Source organism: Photorhabdus sp. RM96S (assembly GCF_042879335.1).
In the GTDB taxonomy this organism is placed as follows: Bacteria; Pseudomonadota; Gammaproteobacteria; order Enterobacterales; family Enterobacteriaceae; genus Photorhabdus; species Photorhabdus kayaii.
This window is the reverse complement of record NZ_JBHFKT010000013.1, coordinates 25,899-46,657: the sequence shown is the minus strand read 5'-3', so window position 1 is coordinate 46,657 and position 20,759 is coordinate 25,899. Positions and strand designations below refer to the sequence as shown.

Annotated in this window: 19 protein-coding genes, 4 tRNA genes and 1 pseudogene; 23 read left to right on the top strand and 1 reads right to left on the bottom strand. The window is 44.7% G+C overall.

Annotation, left to right across the window (positions count from 1 at the left end):
- Nucleotides 1-21: 21 nt before the first annotated feature.
- From ACGF49_RS09835 to ACGF49_RS09735, 21 genes and pseudogenes are all read left to right on the top strand, one after another.
- Nucleotides 22-741 carry a succinate dehydrogenase iron-sulfur subunit gene (locus tag ACGF49_RS09835; protein WP_113043782.1) on the top strand — a complete coding sequence of 240 codons (720 nt, stop codon included), beginning with the start codon at nucleotides 22-24 and terminating at the stop codon, nucleotides 739-741.
- Between the two features lie 266 nt (nucleotides 742-1,007).
- Nucleotides 1,008-3,815 (top strand): 2-oxoglutarate dehydrogenase E1 component, encoded by a 2,808-nt coding sequence (sucA, locus tag ACGF49_RS09830; RefSeq protein ID WP_113043783.1) that lies wholly within the window; start codon nucleotides 1,008-1,010, stop codon nucleotides 3,813-3,815.
- A 14-nt stretch (nucleotides 3,816-3,829) separates the two neighbouring features.
- Entirely contained in the window at nucleotides 3,830-5,047 is a 1,218-nt protein-coding gene (odhB, locus tag ACGF49_RS09825; protein ID WP_113043784.1) for a 2-oxoglutarate dehydrogenase complex dihydrolipoyllysine-residue succinyltransferase, read from the top strand.
- Nucleotides 5,048-5,337: 290 nt separating this feature from the next.
- Complete coding sequence (sucC, locus tag ACGF49_RS09820; protein ID WP_113043785.1) at nucleotides 5,338-6,504, top strand: ADP-forming succinate--CoA ligase subunit beta; 1,167 nt, start codon at nucleotides 5,338-5,340, stop codon at nucleotides 6,502-6,504.
- A gap of 3 nt (nucleotides 6,505-6,507) precedes the next feature.
- Nucleotides 6,508-7,383 carry a succinate--CoA ligase subunit alpha gene (gene sucD, locus ACGF49_RS09815; protein WP_113043786.1) on the top strand — a complete coding sequence of 292 codons (876 nt, stop codon included), beginning with the start codon at nucleotides 6,508-6,510 and terminating at the stop codon, nucleotides 7,381-7,383.
- 874 nt (nucleotides 7,384-8,257) lie between these two features.
- Nucleotides 8,258-9,826 carry a cytochrome ubiquinol oxidase subunit I gene (cydA, locus tag ACGF49_RS09810; RefSeq protein WP_113043787.1) on the top strand — a complete coding sequence of 523 codons (1,569 nt, stop codon included), beginning with the start codon at nucleotides 8,258-8,260 and terminating at the stop codon, nucleotides 9,824-9,826.
- Between the two features lie 14 nt (nucleotides 9,827-9,840).
- On the top strand, nucleotides 9,841-10,980 hold the full coding sequence (gene cydB, locus ACGF49_RS09805) for a cytochrome d ubiquinol oxidase subunit II (protein WP_113043788.1): 1,140 nt from the start codon (nucleotides 9,841-9,843) through the stop codon (nucleotides 10,978-10,980).
- A 12-nt stretch (nucleotides 10,981-10,992) separates the two neighbouring features.
- A complete protein-coding gene (gene cydX, locus ACGF49_RS09800; RefSeq protein WP_058589160.1) occupies nucleotides 10,993-11,115 on the top strand; it encodes a cytochrome bd-I oxidase subunit CydX in 123 nt (40 codons plus the stop codon).
- 153 nt (nucleotides 11,116-11,268) lie between these two features.
- Nucleotides 11,269-11,525: pseudogene (ybgE, locus tag ACGF49_RS09795) on the top strand (cyd operon protein YbgE).
- Nucleotides 11,526-11,638: 113 nt separating this feature from the next.
- Nucleotides 11,639-12,043, top strand: a complete 405-nt coding sequence (gene ybgC / locus ACGF49_RS09790; protein WP_011145754.1) for a tol-pal system-associated acyl-CoA thioesterase — start codon at nucleotides 11,639-11,641, stop codon at nucleotides 12,041-12,043.
- Nucleotides 12,040-12,735, top strand: coding sequence for a Tol-Pal system protein TolQ (gene tolQ, locus ACGF49_RS09785; protein ID WP_228902774.1), 696 nt, complete (start codon nucleotides 12,040-12,042; stop codon nucleotides 12,733-12,735). The genes ybgC and tolQ overlap by 4 nt, the downstream gene beginning before the upstream one ends.
- Nucleotides 12,736-12,748: 13 nt before the next feature.
- Nucleotides 12,749-13,174 carry a colicin uptake protein TolR gene (gene tolR / locus ACGF49_RS09780; protein WP_228902775.1) on the top strand — a complete coding sequence of 142 codons (426 nt, stop codon included), beginning with the start codon at nucleotides 12,749-12,751 and terminating at the stop codon, nucleotides 13,172-13,174.
- Between the two features lie 45 nt (nucleotides 13,175-13,219).
- Nucleotides 13,220-14,320 carry a cell envelope integrity protein TolA gene (tolA, locus tag ACGF49_RS09775; protein WP_387490748.1) on the top strand — a complete coding sequence of 367 codons (1,101 nt, stop codon included), beginning with the start codon at nucleotides 13,220-13,222 and terminating at the stop codon, nucleotides 14,318-14,320.
- A gap of 48 nt (nucleotides 14,321-14,368) precedes the next feature.
- Nucleotides 14,369-14,569, top strand: a complete 201-nt coding sequence (locus tag ACGF49_RS09770; protein WP_262977984.1) for a hypothetical protein — start codon at nucleotides 14,369-14,371, stop codon at nucleotides 14,567-14,569.
- Between the two features lie 14 nt (nucleotides 14,570-14,583).
- Complete coding sequence (gene tolB / locus ACGF49_RS09765; RefSeq protein WP_228902778.1) at nucleotides 14,584-15,876, top strand: Tol-Pal system beta propeller repeat protein TolB; 1,293 nt, start codon at nucleotides 14,584-14,586, stop codon at nucleotides 15,874-15,876.
- Between the two features lie 42 nt (nucleotides 15,877-15,918).
- Nucleotides 15,919-16,419, top strand: a complete 501-nt coding sequence (gene pal, locus ACGF49_RS09760; protein ID WP_112876179.1) for a peptidoglycan-associated lipoprotein Pal — start codon at nucleotides 15,919-15,921, stop codon at nucleotides 16,417-16,419.
- Nucleotides 16,420-16,428: 9 nt separating this feature from the next.
- Complete coding sequence (gene cpoB, locus ACGF49_RS09755; RefSeq protein WP_113043792.1) at nucleotides 16,429-17,196, top strand: cell division protein CpoB; 768 nt, start codon at nucleotides 16,429-16,431, stop codon at nucleotides 17,194-17,196.
- Nucleotides 17,197-17,343: 147 nt separating this feature from the next.
- Nucleotides 17,344-17,419: transfer RNA gene (locus ACGF49_RS09750), tRNA-Lys, on the top strand.
- A 34-nt stretch (nucleotides 17,420-17,453) separates the two neighbouring features.
- Nucleotides 17,454-17,529: transfer RNA gene (locus ACGF49_RS09745), tRNA-Lys, on the top strand.
- 34 nt (nucleotides 17,530-17,563) lie between these two features.
- Nucleotides 17,564-17,703, top strand: a tRNA-Lys gene (locus ACGF49_RS09740).
- A gap of 39 nt (nucleotides 17,704-17,742) precedes the next feature.
- Nucleotides 17,743-17,812 (top strand) — tRNA-Lys (locus ACGF49_RS09735).
- Between the two features lie 200 nt (nucleotides 17,813-18,012).
- Here ACGF49_RS09735 and ACGF49_RS09730 read toward each other — a convergent pair.
- Nucleotides 18,013-18,864, bottom strand: a complete 852-nt coding sequence (locus tag ACGF49_RS09730) for an aminoglycoside 6-adenylyltransferase (RefSeq protein ID WP_262977985.1) — start codon at nucleotides 18,862-18,864, stop codon at nucleotides 18,013-18,015.
- Nucleotides 18,865-19,273: 409 nt separating this feature from the next.
- Here ACGF49_RS09730 and ACGF49_RS09725 point away from each other — a divergent pair, with 409 nt between their 5' ends.
- Both ACGF49_RS09725 and ACGF49_RS09720 read left to right on the top strand, forming a co-directional pair.
- On the top strand, nucleotides 19,274-19,453 hold the full coding sequence (locus ACGF49_RS09725; protein ID WP_146748127.1) for a hypothetical protein: 180 nt from the start codon (nucleotides 19,274-19,276) through the stop codon (nucleotides 19,451-19,453).
- A 199-nt stretch (nucleotides 19,454-19,652) separates the two neighbouring features.
- A complete protein-coding gene (locus ACGF49_RS09720; protein WP_113043794.1) occupies nucleotides 19,653-20,609 on the top strand; it encodes a phage tail protein in 957 nt (318 codons plus the stop codon).
- Nucleotides 20,610-20,759 lie beyond the last annotated feature (150 nt).

Genomic DNA, 20,759 nt, shown 5'->3' with positions numbered 1-20,759 from the left:
CCAGTTGCGGAGGAATAGATTATGAAACTTGAATTTTCGATTTATCGTTACAACCCGGATGTTGACAGCGCTCCTCGTATGCAGGATTACACGCTGGAAGCAGAAGAAGGGCGTGACATGATGTTGCTGGATGCGTTGATCCAGCTTAAAGAGCAGCAGGACCCAACACTCTCTTTCCGTCGTTCTTGCCGTGAAGGTGTTTGTGGTTCTGACGGCCTTAACATGAACGGTAAAAATGGCCTGGCCTGTATTACGCCTGTTTCGGCTTTACGGCGTGGTAGCAAGAAAATTGTTATCCGTCCGTTGCCAGGCTTGCCGGTTATTCGTGACCTGGTTGTAGATATGGGGCAATTCTATGCGCAATATGAGAAGATTCGCCCATATTTGCTAAATGACGGCAAAAACCCGCCGGCACGTGAACATTTACAATCGCCTGCACAAAGGGAAAAGCTCGATGGTCTGTACGAATGTATTCTGTGTGCATGTTGTTCAACTTCCTGCCCGTCATTCTGGTGGAACCCTGATAAATTTATCGGGCCGGCGGGCTTACTGGCAGCATATCGCTTCCTGATTGACAGCCGTGATACTGAAACGGCTTCACGATTAGACAAGCTGAATGATGCTTTCAGTGTTTTCCGTTGCCATAGCATCATGAATTGTGTCAGTGTGTGCCCCAAGGGGTTGAATCCAACAAAAGCTATTGGCCATATTAAGTCTATGTTGCTGAAACATAGTGCATAATAGGTCTGCCCTCCGCGAGATTTTTTCTGTGGAGGGCACAAAGAATTGAAGAGCAATGAGTTGCCAACTGCTAATGATGACAAAAGCTTGAAGTGAGGAACCTTTAAAAACAGCCTAACCGTTTTTAAAGGTTCCTTGAAGGGTTCTGAAACCCAAAAGAGAACATGCATAAAGCACGTCCAAATGAACCTTTTATCGATACCGTATTTAAACGGTAATAGTTAACCACGGCGAAAACTAAAGCTTTTAAAGCTTAAGGGATCACAATGCAGAACGGCGCAATGAAGGACTGGCTGGATTCAAGCTTCCTGGCTGGTTCAAACCAGTCTTACGTAGAGCAGATCTATGAAGACTATATAACCGATCCAAACTCCGTTGATGCAAGTTGGAGAGAGATTTTCCAACAATTGCCGAATGCGGGACTCAGCGGTGAACAACTCCACTCGCAGACGCGTGATTACTTTCGTCGTCTTGCGAAAGATACTACGCGTTATCATTCCTCTGTCAGCGATCCAGCAATGGATGCAAAACAAGTTAAAGTTTTGCAGCTCATCAATGCATTCCGCTTCCGCGGTCATCAAAATGCGAACCTTGACCCGTTGGGATTATGGAAACAGGATAGTGTTCCTGATTTAGATCCTGCTTTCCATAATCTGACGGAAGCTGATTTTGCAGAGACATTTAACGTAGGTTCTTTTGCTATCGGCAAAGAGACGATGAAATTGGCTGATTTGTATGAAGCACTGAAACGCACTTATTGCGGTTCTATTGGTGCTGAATACATGCACATCACCAATACGGAAGAAAAACGTTGGATTCAGCAGCGTCTGGAATCTGTTACTGTTAATTCTCAGTTTAGCGTAGAGGAAAAGCTGCGTTTTCTGGCGGAACTGACGGCAGCCGAAGGTTTGGAGCGTTATCTGGGAGCTAAGTTTCCGGGAGCGAAACGTTTCTCTCTTGAAGGTGGTGATGCGCTTATCCCGATGTTGAAGGATCTTATCCGTCATGCGGGTAAACATGACACACGAGAAGTCGTACTAGGAATGGCTCACCGTGGTCGCCTCAACGTCTTGGTTAATATCTTAGGTAAAAAACCGGCTGATTTGTTTGATGAGTTTGCGGGTAAGCATAAAGAGCACCTTGGTACCGGTGACGTGAAGTATCATCAGGGTTTCTCGTCTGATTTTGCAACCGAGGGGGCTAAGGTTCATTTGGCATTAGCATTTAACCCATCTCACCTTGAGATTGTCAGCCCTGTGGTTATTGGTTCAGTACGCGCCCGCCGTGACCGTCTGGATGAAGGCCGCAGTAATATGGTATTGCCAATCACTATCCACGGTGATGCTGCTGTTACCGGCCAGGGAGTGGTGCAGGAAACCCTGAACATGTCTCAAGCTCGTGGTTATGAAGTGGGTGGTACAATTCGTATCATCATCAATAACCAGATCGGTTTCACAACGTCTAACCCGAAAGATGCCCGTTCAACACAATACTGTACTGATATTATCAAAATGGTACAGGCGCCGATTTTCCACGTTAATGCAGATGATCCAGAAGCGGTGGCGTTTGTTACCCGTTTGGCGCTGGATTTCCGTAATACCTTCAAATGCGATGTGATGATCGATCTGGTCTGCTATCGCCGTCATGGTCATAACGAAGCTGATGAGCCAAGTGCCACTCAGCCAATGATGTATCAGAAAATTAAGAAGCACCCAACGCCACGTAAAATCTATGGTGACAAGCTGGTGGCGGAAAAGCTGATATCAGTCGATGATGTGACTGAGATGGTTAACCTGTATCGTGATGCGCTCGACCGTGGTGATTGTGTCGTTGATGAATGGCGCTCAATGGGGCTGCACTCATTTACTTGGGAACCTTATCTTAATCACGAATGGGATGAAGAGTACCTGCATAAAGTTGATGTTAAGCGTTTGCAAGATCTGGGCAGACGCATCAGTTCTGTCCCGGAAGAAGTGACAATGCACTCCCGTGTAGCGAAAATTTATAACGACCGTGCAGAGATGGCGAACGGCGATAAATTGTTCGATTGGGGCGCCGCAGAAACATTGGCCTATGCCACTTTGGTGGATGAAGGGGTTCCGGTACGTTTGTCTGGTGAAGATGCCGGCCGTGGTACTTTCTTCCATCGTCATGCAGTTATCCATAATCAGGCTAACGGTTCTGTTTATGTTCCTCTGGCGAACGTTCATAACGGTCAGGGAGCATTCAATGTTTGGGATTCTGTTCTGTCTGAAGAGGCGGTGTTGGCGTTTGAGTATGGTTATGCAACAACAGAACCTCGTGCTCTGACAATCTGGGAAGCTCAATTTGGTGATTTTGCCAACGGTGCACAGGTTGTTATTGACCAATTCATCAGCTCCGGTGAGCAGAAATGGGGCCGTATGTGCGGTCTGGTGATGTTGTTGCCGCATGGTTATGAAGGGCAGGGGCCTGAACACTCATCAGCACGTTTGGAGCGTTATCTTCAACTATGCGCAGAACAGAACATGCAGGTTTGTGTGCCATCAACGCCAGCTCAGGTCTACCACATGCTTCGCCGTCAGGCTTTGCGCGGTATGCGTCGTCCGTTGATCGTTATGTCGCCAAAATCGCTGTTGCGTCATCCATTAGCCGTTTCCAGCCTGGATGAACTGGCTAATGGTAAATTCCAGACGGTTATTGGTGAAATTGATGAGTTTGATCCGAAAGGTGTTAAACGGGTTGTACTCTGCTCAGGTAAAGTCTACTACGACCTGTTAGAGCAACGCCGTAAAAATGAACAAACTGATGTCGCTATTGTGCGTATTGAGCAACTATATCCGTTCCCTCATCAGGATGTTCAGTCAACACTGGAACAGTATGCACATGTACATGATTTTGTCTGGTGCCAGGAAGAGCCATTAAATCAGGGGGCCTGGTATTGTAGTCAGCACAACTTCCGTGAAGTGATCCCGTTCGGGGCTTCTTTACGTTATGCAGGTCGTCCTGCGTCTGCTTCCCCGGCAGTTGGATATATGTCAGTTCACCAGCAACAACAACAAGAGCTGGTTAATGACGCACTGAACGTTGAATAAATAAAGGATATAAAATGAGTAGCGTAGATATTCTGGTTCCGGATCTGCCTGAGTCTGTTGCTGATGCCACTGTGGCGGTCTGGCACAAAAAAGAGGGTGACCGTGTTGAACGTGATGAAGTGCTGGTTGAAATCGAAACAGATAAAGTTGTGCTGGAAGTGCCTGCCAGTGAAGCGGGTGTTTTAGAAGCTATTTTGGAAGTGAAAGATGCCACTGTTCTATCCCGTCAGCTTCTTGGTCGTATCCGTCTGGGCGATAGCACTGGTAAGCCGACAGAAATAAAAGAAAAAACAGAAGCAACTTTGGCGAAACGCCAGACTGCCGGTTTAGAAGAAGAGAGCAATGATGCGCTCAGCCCGGCGGTCCGCCGTTTGATTGCAGAGCATGATCTTGATGCTAAAGCGATTAAAGGCAGTGGTGTTGGTGGACGTATCGTCCGTGAAGACGTGGAAAAACATATGGCTGATAACGAAAAAGCGGGTAATAAATCAGCAGAAATCTCTGCTTCTGCCCAGGATTCTTTGTTGCCGCACCGCAGCGAAAAACGTGTTCCAATGACTCGCCTGCGTAAACGTGTGGCTGAACGTCTGCTGGAAGCGAAAAACAACACGGCGATGTTGACAACATTTAACGAAGTTAACATGAAGCCAATTCAGGAAATGCGTAAGCAGTACGGCGAAGCGTTTGAAAAACGCCACGGTGTGCGTCTGGGCTTTATGTCTTTCTATGTGAAAGCCGTGGTTGAAGCACTGAAACGCTATCCAGAAGTGAATGCTTCTATTGATGGTACTGATGTGGTTTACCACAACTATTTCGATATCAGTATTGCGGTATCGACACCGCGTGGTCTGGTAACGCCGGTACTGCGTGATGCGGATGCATTGAGCATGGCTGAACTCGAAAAACGTATTAAAGAGCTGGCTATCAAAGGCCGCGACGGCAAATTGACCGTTGAAGAGCTGACCGGCGGTAATTTCACGATTACCAATGGTGGTGTATTTGGCTCTTTAATGTCCACGCCGATCATTAACCCGCCACAGAGCGCGATTCTTGGTATGCATGCCATTAAAGATCGTCCGATGGCGGTGAATGGTCAGGTGGAGATCCTTCCAATGATGTACCTGGCACTGTCTTATGACCACCGTCTGATTGATGGACGTGAGTCTGTAGGCTTCCTGGTGACCATCAAAGAAATGCTGGAAGATCCTGCACGTTTGCTGCTGGACGTATAGCAACATAATCAGGGCAGATACGCGCTAATATTTGCCCAGTCTGAAGTAAACAAATGTATATACCCTATGGATTTCAAGATGGATTGCGATGGCAAGGGAGCGAATCCCCGGGAGCATAGCGAACTATGTGACCGGGGTGAGCGAGTGAGGCCAACAAAGAGTCAACTTGAAAGATAACGGGTATTATGTACAGCCAGTCTTTGGACTGGCTATATCCAGAGCAACAAAAAAATCAGAGAGCAACTTACCAATTTTTTGCTTTTCTTAGACTTAATTATGGATAGAACATCATGAATTTACACGAGTATCAGGCAAAACAGCTTTTTGCACGGTATGGTTTACCCGCTCCGGCTGGTTATGCCTGCACGACACCGCGTGAAGCAGAAGAAGCTGCATCTAAAATCGGTTCTGGCCCTTGGGTGGTGAAGTGCCAGGTTCATGCTGGCGGTCGCGGTAAAGCGGGCGGCGTGAAAGTGGTTAACAGTAAAGAAGAAATTCGCGCTTTCGCAGAGCAGTGGCTAGGAAAACGTTTGGTCACTTACCAAACAGATGCGCAAGGGCAGCCTGTTCGTCAGATTTTAGTGGAAGCGGCAACCGATATTGCGAAGGAGCTGTATCTTGGTGCTGTGGTTGATCGTGGTACACGTCGTGTAGTGTTCATGGCTTCTACTGAAGGTGGTGTTGAAATTGAAAAAGTTGCGGAAGAGACCCCGGAACTGATTCATAAAGCGATTATCGACCCGTTAATTGGCCCTATGTCTTATCAGGGGCGTGAACTGGCATTTAAATTGGGTTTAACCGGTAAGCAAGTCAGCCAGTTCACTAAAATTTTCTTAGGATTGGCAAATCTGTTCCTGGAGCGCGATCTGGCTCTGGTTGAAATTAATCCGCTGGTTATCACGACTCAGGGTGATCTGATTTGTCTGGATGGTAAATTGGGCGCTGATGGTAACGCACTGTTCCGTCAGGCTGAGTTGCGTGAAATGCATGATCCATCTCAGGAAGATCCTCGTGAAGCTCAGGCGGCACAGTGGGAGCTGAACTATGTTGCGCTGGATGGCAATATTGGTTGCATGGTAAACGGAGCAGGCTTGGCAATGGGGACGATGGATATCGTGAAATTGCATGGTGGTGCGCCAGCGAACTTCCTTGATGTCGGTGGTGGTGCAACCAAAGAGCGTGTTACAGAAGCGTTTAAAATCATCCTGTCAGATGAAAATGTGAAAGCGGTATTGGTTAATATCTTTGGTGGTATTGTTCGTTGTGACCTGATTGCTGACGGTATTATTGGTGCGGTGGAAGAAGTCGGGGTTCACGTACCGGTTGTTGTTCGTTTGGAAGGGAACAATGCTGATCTGGGCGCGAAAAAACTGGCTGACAGTGGTTTAAATATCATTGCCGCAACCAGCTTGACAGATGCAGCTAAGCAAGCAGTAGCAGCAGTGGGGGCAAAATAAATAATGTCTATTTTAATTGATAAAAACACCAAAGTTATCTGTCAGGGTTTCACTGGCAGCCAAGGTACTTTCCATTCAGAACAAGCGATTGCTTATGGTACCCAAATGGTTGGTGGAGTAACGCCGGGTAAAGGTGGTACTGAACATCTAGGGTTACCTGTTTTCAATACCGTTCGTGAAGCGGTAGACGCAACAGGGGCAACGGCTTCTGTTATCTATGTTCCTGCGCCATTCTGTAAAGATTCTATTCTGGAAGCGATCGACGCTGGTATTAAACTGATCATCACGATTACTGAAGGTATCCCAACGCTGGATATGCTGGCGGTTAAAGTGAAATTGGATGAAGCAGGTGTGCGTATGATCGGCCCTAACTGTCCGGGAGTCATTACGCCAGATGAATGTAAGATCGGTATTATGCCGGGACACATTCATCGAGCAGGTAAAGTTGGCATTGTTTCCCGCTCAGGAACATTGACTTATGAAGCGGTAAAACAGACGACGGATGCCGGTTTAGGACAATCTACTTGTGTTGGTATCGGTGGTGACCCAATTCCAGGTTCTAACTTCATCGATATTCTGAAATTGTTCCAGGAAGATCCGCAAACAGAAGCCATAGTAATGATTGGTGAAATTGGTGGAACAGCGGAAGAAGAAGCGGCGGCTTATATTAAAGAGCATGTCACTAAGCCGGTTGTTGCCTATATTGCCGGTGTGACTGCGCCGAAAGGTAAGCGAATGGGGCATGCCGGTGCCATTATTGCAGGTGGTAAAGGAACGGCGGACGAAAAATTTGCTGCTCTGGAAGCGGCTGGCGTGAAGACGGTCCGCAGTCTGGCAGACATCGGTGATGCAGTGAAGGATTTACTCGCTGGCAAGTAAGCGTTGATAAGAGATGCTTATCTATGAGGCCACTGTGAAGTGGCCTTTTTATTTGTATAGGCAGTATTCACCGCGATTAAATTCATTAACTGCCATTCCAATAGGGCTATTTTATTTGCCCTCCTTTACCAAAAGAGCGAACCTGGGCAGTGTTTTGAACGCGCTTTAGTGCGGCTCGCACTTTGTTATTCTCCAATTAAATTAAACTGAATTTCATTAATGCTCTTTATCAAAATTAAATTTAATAAAAACGAAGTTAATAATAATATTTTCTTAAGAATCAAAATAAGAAGTTAATTTTAAAAGCCATTTCACAGCAATATAGAAATCAATATTTATCTAAATGAACAAATAATTAACAATATATCAACCAAAATGAAATAATAGACAAGGTAATTAACACTAACCAGAAAAAGATGACTAAAATCAATTTATTACTATAGCATTATTGCTTTAATTTGCTTAAATTGACTCTAATCAAATTAGTTCCTATTAAACAGAGGTTGCAATTCTTGACCTATATTCAGAATTCTAATCTGAATCACGTAAAACCTATTTATTGTATGGGAATATAAGCGTACTATACTATTAGTCTAATTAGTTTTTAATTTACTGAGTACTGAGTTGTTATACCCAATAGATTTCAAGATGCATCGCGACGGCAAGGGAGCGAATCCCCGGGAGCATAGAGAACTATGTGACCGGGGTGAGTGAGTGCAGCCAACAAAGAGGCAACTTGAAAGATAACGGTATATTTTAAAGGCATTTATTGCTGGTAGTTACGAGGCTTCCACATGAGTACTTTGAGAAAAGTGCTTATATGAAGTCAGGTTGCCGCAAGTCGGTGTCTTCCTGCTAGGAGCAAGGAGTCAAGATGTTTGATATTGTCGAACTGTCACGATTACAGTTTGCCTTAACTGCAATGTATCACTTTCTATTCGTTCCACTAACGCTCGGTATGGCGTTTTTGCTGGCGATCATGGAAACGGTATATGTGCTTTCCGGTAAACAAATTTATAAAGATATGACAAAATTCTGGGGCAAGTTATTTGGTATTAACTTTGCTCTGGGGGTTGCAACAGGGTTGACTATGGAGTTCCAGTTTGGGACTAACTGGTCATACTTTTCTCACTACGTTGGTGACATTTTCGGTGCGCCTCTAGCGATTGAAGGCTTGATGGCGTTCTTCCTGGAGTCTACATTCGTAGGTCTGTTCTTCTTCGGTTGGGATCGTCTCAGCAAGACACAACATCTGGCGGTAACTTGGTTGGTCGCATTAGGATCTAACTTCTCTGCGCTTTGGATTCTGGTTGCTAACGGTTGGATGCAAAACCCAATTGCTTCTGATTTCAACTTTGAAACCATGCGCATGGAGATGGTAAGTTTTGCTGAACTGGTACTGAACCCGGTTGCTCAAGTGAAATTTGTGCATACCGTTGCCGCAGGTTATGTGACAGGGGCGATCTTCGTTCTCGGTATCAGCTCTTACTATCTGCTTAAAGGCCGTGATATTCCATTTGCTAAGCGTTCATTTGCGATTGCTTCAAGTTTTGGTATCGCCGCTGTGCTATCCGTTATTGTACTGGGTGATGAATCTGGTTACGAAATGGGCGACGTACAAAAAACTAAGCTGGCCGCCATTGAAGCTGAATGGGAAACCCAGCCACCGCCGGCTGCTTTTACACTGATAGGTATCCCGGATCAGGATAAAATGGAAAACAAATATGCCATTCAGATCCCTTATCTTATGGGGCTAATTGCTACCCGTTCTGTTGATACTCCGGTCATTGGTCTGCGCGATCTGATGGACCAGCATGAGCAGCGTATTCGTAATGGTATAAAGGCTTATCATCTGTTGGAAGAATTACGTGCAGGTAACACAGACCCAACTGTTCGTACAGCATTCAATGAAAATAAACAAGATCTGGGTTATGGCATGTTGCTGAAACGTTATACCAGCAAAGTGACTGATGCCAGTGAAGAACAGATCAAAGCAGCCGCAAAAGATTCTATTCCTCGGGTTGCACCGCTCTATTTTGCATTCCGTATCATGGTTGCAGCAGGTTTCCTGATGTTACTGTTGATCGGTCTGGCGTTTTGGAGCGTTATCCGTGGCCGCATTGGTAAACAAAAGTGGTTGCTACGCGCAGCACTGTACAGTATTCCATTGCCGTGGATTGCCATCGAATCAGGCTGGTTTGTGGCGGAATATGGTCGTCAACCGTGGGCAATTGGTGAAGTTCTGCCAACTGCGGTGGCGAGTTCCAATTTAGCAGCCGGCGATATCTTGTTCTCTATGGCGCTGATTTGTGGCCTTTATACCTTATTCCTGATTGCGGAAATGTTTCTGATGTTCAAATTTGCTCGCCTTGGCCCAAGTAGCCTAAAAACGGGGCGTTACCATTTTGAACAGAAAACAACTTCAGCACCTGAAGCTCAGTAAACAGGAGTCCACTTATGTTTGATTATGAAGTACTACGATTTATATGGTGGCTACTGATTGGTGTATTGCTAATCGGTTTCGCGGTAACTGATGGTTTTGATATGGGAGTCGGTATCCTGTTACGTATCATCGGCAAAAACGATATTGAGCGTCGCATCATGATTAACTCAGTGGCACCGCATTGGGATGGTAATCAGGTTTGGCTGATTACCGCCGGTGGAGCGCTGTTCGCCGCATGGCCGATGGTCTATGCTGCGGCGTTCTCTGGCTTCTATGTTGCTATGATCCTGGTGTTATCTGCGTTGTTCTTCCGTCCGGTTGGTTTTGATTACCGCTCCAAATTGGAAAACCGCAAGTGGCGTAACATGTGGGATTGGGGAATATTTGTCGGTAGCTTTGTTCCACCATTAGTTATCGGTGTGGCATTCGGTAATCTATTACAGGGGGTGCCGTTTAACGTCGATTCCCAACTCCGTCTGTTCTATACCGGCTCCTTCTTTGGATTGCTCAACCCGTACGGCTTATTGGCGGGAATTATCAGCTTGATGATGATTGTGACTCAGGGGGCAACTTATCTGCAAATGCGTACTACGGGTGAGCTGCGCCTGCGTTCTCGTGCGGCAACTTATCTCTGTGCGCTGGTGACAATGGTGGCTTTCCTGTTGGCAGGTGTATGGCTGATTTATGGTATTGATGGTTATATTGTGACTGGCGGCTTGGATACGGTGGCTCAGTCTAATCCATTACATAAAGAAGTCGCTCATCAGGCGGGTGCTTGGTTGACCAACTTTAACAACTATCCGTGGTTGTGGGTACTACCGGCATTGGGTGTGGCTTCGCCTTTGCTGACGATGCTGATGACGCGTATGAATAAAGCTGGATGGGCATTCCTGTTCTCTTCACTGACAATTGCTGGCATCATTCTGGCCTGCGGTGTAACGATGTTCCCATTTGTGATGCCTTCAATCACTGATCCTAATGTCAGTTTGACGATGTGGGATGCGACTTCAAGCCTGATGACGCTGCGTGTTATGTTTGTAGTTGCATTGATTTTTGTCCCAATCATTCTGGGATATACCATTTGGTGTTACTACAAAATGTTCGGGCGTTTGGATAAAAGTTTTATCGAAGATAACAAACATTCACTGTACTAAGGAACATAAAGCATGTGGTATTTTGCTTGGATTCTCGGAACGCTCTTGGCTTGTAGTTTCGCTATCATCGCAGCCTTAGCTCTTGAACATAATGAAGAAGAAAAAGTCGCGAAAAATAGCGAGAAATCTTGTTGATATACCCAATGGATTTCAAGATGGATCGCGACGGCAAGGGAGCGAATCCCCGGGAGCATAGGTAACTATGTGACCGGGGTGAGTGAGTGCAGCCAACAAAGAGGCAACTTGAAAGATGACGGGTATGGATAAATACTATCGGCATGGATACTAATGGATAAAGCCCCTGTGCGGGCTTTATCCTTATTGTGGCATTAATATTCGCTGCTTATGTATTCTGGGACCCTGCTCGTTTTGCGGCTAACACCAGTTCATTACAGATATGGCAAGGTATTTTGCTAATATGGTCTGTATGTACAGGTGTGACTTTCGGGGTAGGTTTTCAGCCAAGAAATATCGTCTGGCGTATCTTTTTCTCTCCCTTGCCGGCATGCTTGATTTTGGGGCTGTGTCATTTCTTTATAAGTTAATTCTGTATGTTATTGGGGCATCTAACCCATAAATTTTTTATTTGCACATTATTCCAAAGCCGCATTGTCTTGAGTATAGTGGCAACGTTAATTCGCCTTATGTAGGATTGAAAGTGAGTAATACGTTGTTCCGGTGGCCCATTCGTATTTATTATGAAGATACAGATGTAGGCGGGATAGTTTATAACGGCCGTTATGTCGTCTTTTATGAAAGAGCACGTACTGAGATGTTACGTCAGCATGGAATTCATCAACAGCGTTTACTTGATGAACAAATTGCATTTGTTGTACGGCGTATGGTGGTTGATTACCGAGCCCCGGCCCGGCTTGATGATATGTTGGAGGTGCAGAGTGAAATTACGGATATTCGTCGAGCATCTTTGACATTTATTCAACGCATTGTTGATGGTAATGGAGCAATGATTAACAGCGCAGAAGTTTTAGTCGCCTGCGTGAATACATCTCAAATGAAGCCGATTGCGCTTCCAAAGTCTATTGTCGCGGAGTTTAAGCAGTGACTGACATGAACATTCTAGATTTATTCTTGAAAGCGGGCCTTTTGGTGCAGCTGATCATGCTTGTTTTGATCTGCTTTTCCGTTGCTTCATGGGCGATCATTATTCAAAGGACCAAAATTCTCAATGCAGCAACTCGTGAAGCGGAAGCGTTTGAAGACAAATTCTGGTCGGGTATTGAATTATCACGCTTATATAAGGAAAGTCAGTCGCGTCGAGATTCTTTAGGTGGAACAGAACAAATTTTTTATTCTGGGTTCAAAGAATTTGCCCGTCTGCACCATGCAAATAATCATGCTCCAGAAGCGGTAGTAACAGGGGCTTCGCGTGCAATGCGTATCTCAATGAATCGTGAATTGGAATCGCTGGAAAGCCATATTCCGTTCTTGGGGACAGTTGGCTCAATTAGTCCATACATTGGTCTATTTGGTACAGTTTGGGGCATCATGCATGCATTTATCGCGTTAGGTGCGGTAAAACAGGCCACTCTCCAGATGGTGGCGCCGGGTATTGCAGAAGCGTTGATTGCAACGGCGATTGGTCTGTTTGCGGCGATTCCGGCAGTTATGGCATACAACCGCTTGAATCAACGTGTTAATAAGCTGGAGCAAAATTACGATAACTTTATGGAAGAGTTCCTGGCTATTTTGCATCGTCAGGCTTTCGCTGCTGAAAATCAAGCAGAGAACAAATAGTAAGGGGGAGGCTATGGCACGCACTCGTAGTCGCAAGCGTGAGCTGAAATCCGAAATCAATATCGTTCCCTTACTGGACGTATTGCTGGTTCTGTTGCTTATCTTTATGGCAACAGCGCCGATTATCACTCAAAGCGTAGAAGTTGATCTGCCGGATGCGGTAGATTCTAAAACGGTTTCTAACTCTGATAATCCACCGGTAATCGTGGAGGTTTCTGGTGTTGGTCAGTACACCATGATAGTTAACCATGAACGATTGGAATTATTGCCTGAGCCGCAGATTATTGCGGAAGCGCAGGCACGAATAAAAGAGAATCCAAAAACCGTTTTCTTGATCGGTGGTTCGAAAGAAGTGCCTTACGATGAGATTATTAAGGCACTCAACATGCTGCATCAGGCAGGTGTGAAATCCGTTGGCTTAATGACTCAGGCTATCTGAGTTTGGCTGGCAGTTGCTGTTATTTGAAGATCTTGGATATCGAGCGTGGGAAAGACAAACGGGCAAAACAATAAATTAAATCGCGCTGTTATCGTTTCGGTTGTGTTGCATATTATTTTGATTGGGTTACTTATTTGGGGTTCCCTGACACGAAAAACTGAAATGGGTGGCGGTGGTCAGGATGGTTCTGTTATTGATGCTGTTATGGTCGATCCGAATGCGGTAGTACAACAGTACAATCAACAGCAACAACAACAGGCTGATGCTAAGCGTGTAGAGCAGTTACGAAAGAAGAAAGCGGAGCAGCAAGCAGCCGAATTAAGGGAAAAACAGGCTGAAGAGCAGGAGCGTTTAAAAGCGGTAGAAGAAGAGCGAATTAAGGCGCAACAGGCAGCGGAAGAACAGAAAAAGCAAGCTGTAGAAGCCGCAAACAAAGCCCGTGAAGAGCAAAAACAGGCAGAAGAAGCTGCGGCAAAGGCTAAGGCTGAAAAAGAAAAACTGATTAAAGAGCAGGCTGAGGCACAGAAGAAAGCCGAAGCTGAAGCTAAAAAAGAAGCTGAAGCCGCTGCTGCTAAACAAAAAGCTGTGGAAGAAGCGAAAGCCAAAGCAGAAGCTGAGGCTAAAGCTAAAGCAGAAGCTGAGGCTAAAGCTAAAGCAGAAGCCAAGGCTGAAGCGGATGCTAAAGCCAAAGCTGAGGCAGATGCAAAGGCTAAAGCCAAGGCCGAAGCTGACGCCAAGAAAAAAGCCGCTGAGCAAGCCACTAAACAGGCAAGTGAAGTTGATGACTTACTGGGTGGTTTAACTTCCAATGCACCGAAACAGCAAGGAGGGGCTTCTGCCGCCGGTAAAGGTGGCGGTAAGAAAAGTGGCGCTTCAAATGCTGACATTAATAACTATCTGGGGCAGATCCAGATAGCGATACAGAATAAGTTTTACGATCCAAGCATGTATCGTGGGCGTACCTGTGCATTACGGATTAAACTTGCTCCTGATGGCTTGTTAATTGATGTAAAGTCAGAGGGGGGAGACCAGGCGTTGTGCCAAGCGGCGGTAGCGGCGGCTAAACAAGCGAAAATTCCGAAACCGCCAAGCAAGGAGGTTTATGAAGCGTTTAAAAACGCGCCGCTTGATTTCAAACCTCAATAAAGTTGTTATTTAGAAGTTATTAATATTAATAACAAACAAAACCATTCAATGTTATTAAGCTATACCTTATGGATTTCAAGATGCATCGAGACGGCAAGGGTGCGAATCCCCGGGAGCATAGGTAACGATGTGACCGGGGTGAGCGAGTGCAGCCAACAAAGAGGCAACTTGAAAGATAACGGGTATATCTGGTTTTGTTTGTTGACGTTTGTTAATATTCTGCGAATTATTGCGACTATTCCATCGTGATAAGGGAGAGATTAATGAGGCAGGCTTTTAAAGTAGTACTAGGCATTTTAATGTTGTGGGCCACGGTTGCTTACGCAGAAGTTCGTATCGAGATCACCCAAGGTGTCGATTCTGCACGTCCTATTGGCGTTGTACCCTTTAAATGGACTGGAGCGGGTAATGCACCGGAAGAGATTGGGGCGATTGTTGGCGCTGATCTTCGCAACAGCGGTAAATTTAACCCTATTGATATCAGCCGTATGCCACAGCAACCAACGACGGCATCTGAGGTAACACCTGCTGCGTGGTCTGCGTTGGGGATTGACGCTGTTGTTGTTGGGCAGATTCAACCAAGCGCAGATGGTGGTTTTTTGATCTCTTATCAGTTGGTTGATACTTCGAGTGCTCCGGGCACAGTACTTGCTCAGGATCAGTTTAAAGTGACCAAACAATGGTTGCGTTATGCTGCGCATACAGCCAGTGATCAAGTATTTGAAAAACTGACGGGCATCAAAGGCGCATTCCGTACTCGTCTGGCTTACATTGTAAAGACTAATGGCGGTAAATATCCGTATGAACTGCGTGTATCTGATTACGATGGTTACAACCAGTTCACTGTTCACCGTTCGCCAGAACCGTTGATGTCGCCGGCATGGTCTCCTGATGGCGCCAAACTGGCTTATGTGACATTTGAAAGTGGCCGTTCTGCCTTGGTTATCCAGACCTTGGCGAGTGGTGAGGTACGTCAGGTTGCCTCTTTCCCGCGTCATAACGGTGCACCTGCATTTTCCCCTGATGGCAGTAAATTGGCGTTTGCTCTGTCTAAATCGGGTAGTTTGAATCTTTATGTGATGGATTTGAGTTCAGCTCAGATTCGTCAGGTTACAGATGGGCGCAGTAACAATACTGAGCCAAGTTGGATGCCGGATAACCAGACTTTGGTTTATACCTCTGATCAGGGTGGTCGTCCACAGTTATATAAAACCGATATTAATGGCGGTGCTCCGCAACGCCTCACTTGGGAAGGCACACAAAACCAGGATGCTGATGTAAGCGCAGATGGCAATTTTGTGGTGATGGTCAGCTCAGAGAGTGGTAAGCAGCACATAGCTAAACAAGATCTGGCAACGGGAGCCGTTCAAATTTTGACGGATACGTTCCTGGATGAAACGCCGAGTATCGCACCTAACGGCACTATGGTGATTTATAGCTCCAGCCAAGGGTTGGGGACTGTATTGCAGCTAGTTTCGACTGACGGGCGTTTCAAAGCGCGTCTTCCGGCAACCGATGGACAGGTAAAATTTCCTGCCTGGTCGCCGTATCTGTGATGCATAATAATATGTATGGCAAATTTTAAAAGGATCAAAGAGATGCAACTGAACAAAGTGCTAAAAGGGCTGATGTTAGCTTTACCAGTTATGGCCGTAGCAGCGTGTAGTTCTAACAAGAATGCTGATAACGATCAGACTGGTGTAGGCACTGTTAACGAAACTAATGCGGGTCTGTCAGCAGAGGAATTAGCTCGTCAGCAAATGCAAGAGCTACAAAACAACAACATCGTATATTTCGGTTTTGACAAATACGACATCAACTCAGATTTTACTCAGCTGCTAGACGCTCACGCGGCATTCCTGCGCAACAACCCATCTTACAAAGTTGTTGTAGAAGGTCATGCTGACGAACGTGGTACTCCTGAGTACAACATCGCATTAGGTGAACGCCGTGCTAATGCAGTGAAAATGTACCTGCAAGGCAAAGGTGTTTCCGGTGAGCAAATCTCTATCGTCTCTTACGGTAAAGAAAAACCTGCTGTGCTGGGCCACGACGAAGCAGCTTACGCTAAAAACCGTCGCGCAGTACTGGCATATTAAGAGTAGTTCATGAACAGTAACTTCAGACATCATTTTTTGGGTCTGTCGTTATTGGTTGGCGTAGCGGTTCCTTGGGCCGCTATTGCCCAAGCGCCAATCAGTAATGTCGGCTCGGGTTCTACCGATGAGCGCCTTACCCAACTAGAGCGTATTTCCAATGCTCACAGTCAGCTGTTAACTCAGCTCCAGCAGCAACTTGCTGATTCTCAACGTGATATTGACATGCTTCGGGGGCAGATTCAGGAGAATCAGTATCAGCTCAATCAGATTATAGAGCGGCAGAAGGATATTTATCAGCAACTGGAAGGAGCTACCAGTTCTGAGGGGAGTAAACCTACTGCAAATACAGCTTCTTCAACGGCAAATAATAGAGGCAATCAGGCATCATCATCTGTTGGCACGGGCAGTGAGAAGGGTGATTATGATGCTGCTGTTCATTTGGCGGTGAATACCAAAGAGTACGATAAAGCGATTGTAGCCTTTCAGAGTTTCGTGAAGAGTTACCCAAAATCGAGTTATATGCCTAATGCTAATTACTGGTTAGGGCAACTTCATTATAACAAGGGTAAGAAAGACGAAGCCGCTTATTACTTTGCTACGGTAGTAAAAGAGTATCCAAAGTCGCAGAAGAGTGGTGAATCGCTTTATAAGGTTGGTTTAATCATGCAGGACAAGGGGCAAAAGGATAAAGCGAGATCGGTTTATCAACAGGTCATGAAACAATATCCTGGTTCGAATGCAGCTAAACTGGCAGAGAAAAAGCTTTCTACGCTGTAATTATTGGCCCCGGAAGGGTGTAGTGATACATTTTCGGGGTTAATTGAGTGCTTAGTAGTCATTTAAACGTAATTTGAAAAAATAATCATTGCGTAGTGCGGAGAAATCAGTAATATATGCCGCCGTTGCCGAGAGAAGTCACAAGATGGGTCGTTAGCTCAGTCGGTAGAGCAGTTGACTTTTAATCAATTGGTCGCAGGTTCGAATCCTGCACGACCCACCATCTTAAAGCTTCATTCAAAACCAATTTCCCAGATGGGTCGTTAGCTCAGTCGGTAGAGCAGTTGACTTTTAATCAATTGGTCGCAGGTTCGAATCCTGCACGACCCACCATCTTAGAGTTTCATTCAAAACCAATTTCCCAGATGGATCGTTAGCTCAGTCGGTAGAGCAGTTGACTTTTAATCAATGGGTCGCAGGTTCGAGCCGAGCGAAGCGAGACAACAGCGCGTGAGCGCTGGCCCGAAGGGCGAGGCCGCAGGCCGAGTCATCCTGCACGACCCACCATCTTAAAGCTTCATTCAAAACCAATTCCCCTAGAGTAAGTCGTTAGCTCAGTTGGTAGAGCCGTTGACTTTTAATCAACGGGTCGCAGGTTCGAGCCGAGCGAAGCGAGACTGACTGACATTTCGACGAGTGGTACCGGGTCGCTGTGTTCCGTATTCTCTTTACCGTTCTGCTGAATAATTACTTCCTTGATCGTAACTGTATGAGAAGAGTCCTTTTGCATTTTCATTTTTTTCTAGTTTCCTCATTGAACTGTTTCGTTTGACTTTTGATTACACTCACAGGTTTTTTTGTGGTGTTCGAGATTATTTAACCATAACAAACTTGCATAATATGTTTCCTGACTTTACTGGGTAACTCACTATCGAACTCAAACCCCTTCATTTCTGCCACTTCAGCAGAAATCTCCGTATAAAGCTCTGTGGTTTCCAGCAATGCTCGTATCGCTTCTTCTTTGCCATAACTGCTAAAAATCCCTTGAATATGTTTGCTGAACTTCTCAGGCAGCCATTCATGCAAATGATGGCCGTTGTACCAGACATCCGTCTTTCCATCACTTTTTATCGAGACGTACCACTCCATCATTGCTAGCAATAAGTCTTTCATCTCATTATCCCTCATTCTTGCAGGCCATAAATCACCACGAGTGATATAAACAGGTACTTGTGTTGCCTCGAACCAGAACTCGCGCAGGTTTTCATTAAACTCTGTTGATGATGGAATATACGATTTAGTCAATTGGTGAGTAATTTCAGGAAGTCCGTTTGTAAGGCCCGTCTTATCAAGGAGGACCTTATAGCCGCGTTGATAAAGTTCATCCAAGCCTCTTTGTTTCATATCTTTCAGGCGCTTAACACTTGCCAGTGTGAAATCCACCTTACGACCGCCGTTAAAAACGACCAGACAAGTTGGCCAATCTGGTTCATCCTCTTTTTCATTAGCCAGATGCAATGCAACCATAACGTCACCCAACTGCTTAAACCATAAATCATTGCCTATTAATTCATCTGTTCCTGAACCAATCAGTTCTATATCTAGATCTGAGAATTTATCTACACGTGCATTTCTGGCACGGGAACCTGTTTGGATAACTGTATCAATACGGGGATCGTTATGGGCAAAAGTCAGGATTTTTTCCAGAAGGATTACTGGGTCTTCCATTATATGAAGTTCCTATTTAACTTTAGTAATGATTGATGAGTGAGCCTAATCTCATAAATTAGCAGGTAATGTAATAACTTATAACAGGTAAAATACTCCGCGACAAATTGTTATAAATTGGTTACTTTGTTTAGTATATAAAACAAAATTGTGTGGATTTTTTGATAAGTAGTCGGTTCCATGAGGCATTTTTTGCCTCGTCAAACTAAGCCTTTAGTGGTTGTTTTGCATCTGGGTGTTTTTCTCAGAACGTTTTCGATGATGCAATGGATATTATTTTCATCACAGTCACCTTAATCCCGTCATGGGACTGTGGCAAGTATTATATCGCTTAACTGCAGTTGTTTTATGGGTGAAATATATAACTGTAATATCACAAGCTATAGAGTAGGTATGGGATGAGGTGTGTATGATGGTATCTCAGCACTTGCATTTACCGACACGTTTTCAGAACTGGCAACTTAAGGGTATCGATAATAACAATGCGCGTGTTTTCTACAAAGATAGGGAATCCTATGATATTTCTGAACATTACCGCTTAGATATTCTTGTCCAAATGCCAGAATATTCAGTTTGTAATTTAAAATAGAAAAGTTACAGGATGAAATAAAAATAATTTCCAGATGTTAAATATAAATTTGGAAGGTATATTTTTGATTCAAAAATGTTGAACTACATTCTTTTTCTGAACTAGACTTTGATTAGTGTGAATTGCAAGGGAGACTATTTTTACAATAATTTAATATGTTGATTATAAAATAACATTGTTTAATTTAAGGAGAAAGTACATGAGTCACAAGAATGATTTTAAGGCTTTTTCTATTAGTAATAATGCGAATATAATTAGTCAAGAAATATATGAAGAAAGTAAGGATTTACTGACAGGGTTTCCACCAAATACTATTTCTATCGATTTATTAAATAAAGTTCTTCGCCAGTCATCAATTATATCATCTGTGGTAGCTGATTTTATCGCTACACAATCTAGCGATAATATTCTAGATGATGGTGATATAATTAAAATCACAGCCCAATTAAACAGAGCGTTAGAGCAAAAAATCACAGCAGAAGTGCCAAATGCCTCATTAACACAGAAAGGTGTTGTTCAGCTTACAGATGTAGTGGGCAATAGTGATACATTGGTTGTCACTCAAAAGCTAGCCCAGGAAATAATAGATTCATTGCGTGAAAATATTAATGACAGAGTGCCTAATAGCCGAAAGGTGAATGGGAAAACATTGTCTACTGACATTAGTCTAGAGGCTGGGGATATAGGTGCATATACCAAGGCAGAAGTTAATAATTTAATCAATGCAGTTAATAATATTCCTGTGGGTGTTCCTATTCCCTGGCCTACAGTTATACCACCAGCCGGGTGGCTGCAATGTAACGGAGCAGAGTTCGATAAAACAACTTACCCACAATTAGCGGCAGTGTATCCAACCGGAAAATTACCTGACCTGCGTGGAGAATTTATTCGTGGTTGGGATGATAGTCGAGGTGTTGATAGTGATCGTATTATTTTAAGCGCACAAACTGACAACACAAAAAGAATACAACTTTCTCAAGGGAACGAGAGAAGAAAATACCTTTCTAATTATCAAGGACCTGTAGATAGATACCAATATCCGCTCGGTAGGGATGTTACAGGCGACGCAACTGTTACATCAATTGCTAACAATACCGGCGGTTATGAAACCCGTCCCCGCAATGTTGCATTTAATTACATAGTGAGAGCAGCATAATAGCTGAACGGAAATACTCTTTGAAAACCAGCAATATAAGAAGCCACTTTATTTGAATGGAAAAAATATCGGGTATTACTGAGCAGAGTAAGATATTTTACAAGCTTCCGGTATTGAATGGCTGGATAAACTGAGGTAGTAACAAAGCCG